Origin of the sequence: Sandarakinorhabdus rubra, from assembly GCF_010994245.1 — a bacterium.
Lineage (GTDB): Bacteria > Pseudomonadota > Alphaproteobacteria > Sphingomonadales > Sphingomonadaceae > Sandarakinorhabdus > Sandarakinorhabdus rubra.
Genome location: NZ_WMHO01000278.1, coordinates 1 through 2,863, shown reverse-complemented (window position 1 = coordinate 2,863; position 2,863 = coordinate 1). Strand labels below are relative to the sequence as shown.

At 71.1% G+C, this 2,863-nt stretch carries 2 protein-coding genes, 1 other RNA gene and 1 pseudogene; 2 read left to right on the top strand and 2 right to left on the bottom strand.

The window, feature by feature from the left end:
* A pseudogene (locus tag GJV64_RS13295) lies at window positions 1–303 on the top strand (N-acetylmuramoyl-L-alanine amidase); the annotation flags it as partial.
* A gap of 223 nt (window positions 304–526) precedes the next feature.
* On the opposite strand, the gene GJV64_RS13290 reads toward GJV64_RS13295, so the two are convergent.
* A complete protein-coding gene (locus tag GJV64_RS13290) occupies window positions 527–820 on the bottom strand; it encodes a DUF6522 family protein (RefSeq protein ID WP_164157827.1) in 294 nt (97 codons plus the stop codon).
* Window positions 821–870: 50 nt separating this feature from the next.
* Here GJV64_RS13290 and rnpB point away from each other — a divergent pair.
* Window positions 871–1,269: RNase P RNA component class A (rnpB, locus tag GJV64_RS13285), an RNA gene on the top strand.
* Window positions 1,270–1,481: 212 nt separating this feature from the next.
* Here rnpB and GJV64_RS13280 read toward each other — a convergent pair.
* Window positions 1,482–2,863, bottom strand: a 1,382-nt coding sequence (locus GJV64_RS13280) for an ATP-dependent DNA helicase RecG (RefSeq protein WP_164157824.1), incomplete at its 5' end; no start/stop codon positions are given.

Genomic DNA, 2,863 nt, shown 5'->3' with positions numbered 1-2,863 from the left:
CCGGCCAACGTGGTGGGCCACAGCGACATCGCGCCGACTCGCAAGGAAGACCCAGGCGAGCTGTTCGACTGGCCCATGCTGGCCGCGCGCGGGCTGGCGGCCGCGCCCAGCCCGTGCGGCGATCCGGGCTGGACCGATGCCGGCTTCCTCGCCGCGCTGGGCCGTTATGGCTATGACATCACCGCGCCCCAGGAGGCCGTCATCGCCTTCCAGCGCCACCACCGCCCGGCCCGCTTCGACGGCGCGATCGATGCCGAAAGCCGCACGATCCTGAGGGGCCTGCTGCTGGCCGAGGGGCTCTAGAAAAAGGGCGGCCGGCACCCCGAGGGAGATGGCGCCGACCGCCAGGGTCCGCCCATGGCCAAACAGGGGGAACGGCCATGATCAACGCGGGTGGCTGACCGGCAGGCCAGCCGGCGGGCGGTCAACGGGGGCGTTGCCCGACCCGACGCGAAGAAAATGTCGTCCGACTCACAACATTGCAAGCCTGTAATCTTGCCTGCGTCACTTCGGTCAGGCTGTGCGGTCAGCGGGCGTGGGGGCGGCGCGCACCGAGCGGCAGGTCGTGCCCGCCGAAATCCAGCGTGGACCGGGAGATCACATCGCCCAGCGCATCGACGATCAGCCGCAGGCGACGCTTGTCGGTGGCAAAGGTGAGGCGGAAGGTGCCCAGATCCTCGTCCACGCCGGCTTCCACCCAGGCGCTGATCAGCCGCCCGGCCAGCATCGGCTGCACCTGCTCGGGCGCCAGCCCCAGCCCGTCGGCGATCACCTCGGCGGGCACCGTGAAGTCCTGCCCGCTGCCTTCAATCTCGATCATGCCGCCGGCTGTGGCGCGAATCGCCGCAAAATGCCATGGGGCAGCTGCGATCACGTCGCCGGGCGGCCGCGTCGGGAGCAATCCCGCCGAGGAAAGTCCGGGCTCCACGGAACGCGGTGCCGGGTAACGCCCGGCGGCACTGGCTCGCCAGTGTCAGGGACAGTGCCACAGAGAAGAGACCGCCGATGGCTCCTTTCGGGGAGGACAGGCAAGGGTGAAACGGTGCGGCAAGAGCGCACCGCGCGATGGGCAACCAGAGCGGCACGGCAAACCCCACCGGGAGCAAGACCGAATAGGGATGGCACGCGGCGGCAACGCCGCAGGGCAGGAACCGGCCCCGCCATCCGGGTTGGTTGCTGGAGGCGGCGGGCAACCGCCGTCCGAGAGGAATGGTCGCCCATGGGGTTTCGGCCCCGGGACAGAACCCGGCTTATAGGTGACGTGGTCCGGCTGGCCACAACGCGCAAGCGTTGTGGCCAGACTCGGGCCCTTCCGGCCGGGCTGGCGGCTGGCCTGCAGGCCAGCCGAACAGCTTCGACGGCGCGGCTTCGCCGCGCCACCTTCCCCTTCTTCCTGCATAGCCAAAGCGGACTCGGCGGCTCTGCCGCCGGCCGCGCTCTCGCGCGGGCCCCTCCCCGAACCCCTCGCTTGCAGGGAAACGTCAGCCCGATCGCAACAACGCCACCCCGGCATCCCGCTCGAACAGGTAGAGCAGCACCCGCGCCGCCTGGCCGCGCGCTCCGGCGAGCCCGCCGTCCCGCTCCAGCAGCAGGCGCGCGTCGTCCCGCGCCATAGTGACGAACTGCTGCACACGCCCAGGATCGGCGAAGCGGAAGGCCTCTTCGCCCGATTGCCGCGTGCCCAATATCTCCCCGGGGCCACGCAGCTTCAGATCCTCCTCGGCGATGCGGAAGCCGTCATTGGTCTCGCGCATCAGCTTCAGGCGGGCGCGCGCGGTTTCCGACAGTTCGGGCCCGCGCAGCAGCAGGCAGACGCTGTGGCCGCTGCCCCGCCCCACCCGGCCGCGCAGCTGGTGCAGCTGTGCCAGGCCAAAGCGTTCCGCCGCCTCGATGATCATCAGCGTGGCATTGGGCACATCCACCCCCACCTCGATCACGGTTGTGGCCACCAACAGCCCCAGCCGGCCGGCAGCAAAATCGGCCATCACCGCATCCTTCTCCGGCCCCTTCATGCGGCCATGGACGAGGCCCACCCTCGCCTCACCCAGCCGCGCCTTCAGGAAGGCGGCGCGGGTGGTGGCAGCGGCTTCGTCCTCATCCTCGGTGCCGTCGACCAGCGGGCACACCCAATAGGCCTGGCCGCCGGCCTCGAGATGCCGGGCCAGCGCCGCCGTCACCTCGTCCAGCCGCTCAGCAGCGGTCACCCGCGTTTCGATCGGCTGCCGGCCGGGCGGGCGTTCGTCGATGATGCTCTGGTCCATCTCGCCAAAGCGGGTCAACGCCAGGCTGCGCGGGATCGGCGTTGCCGTCATCGCCAGCACATGCGGCGGCACCCGCGCCTTCTCCGCCAGCATCAACCGCTGGGCCACGCCGAAGCGGTGCTGTTCGTCTACCACGACGAGGCCAAGATCATGATAGGCCACCGCCTCCTGGAAGATGGCGTGGGTGCCCACCAAGATGTCGATGCGCCCTGCCGCGAGATCGGCGAGCAGCGCCTCGCGGCTGCGGCCCTTGTCGCGCCCGGTCAGCAGCTCGATACGCACCGGCAGGCTGCCGGCCAGGCGCTGCAACGTCGCGTGGTGCTGGCGGGCGAGGATCTCGGTCGGGGCCAGCAGCGCGGCCTGCGCGCCCGCCTCCACCGCCGTCAGCATGGCGATCAGCGCCACCAGCGTCTTGCCCGACCCCACGTCGCCCTGCAGCAGCCGCAGCATCGGCTGGGCCTGTGCCATGTCGCCGGCAATCTCGCGCAGCACCCGCTCCTGCGCGCCCGTCAGCGGCCACGGCAGGCCGGCACGCAAGGGTGCAACCAGCCGGCCATCGCCCGAAAGCCCCCTCCCGCGCCGGCCGCGCGTGTCGGCCCGCA

What these genes read in the sequence shown, in the direction of transcription:
- GJV64_RS13290 (WP_164157827.1), bottom strand. Translation starts at nt 820, where the DNA reads ATGATCGAGATTGAAGGCAGCGGGCAGGACTTCACGGTGCCCGCCGAG.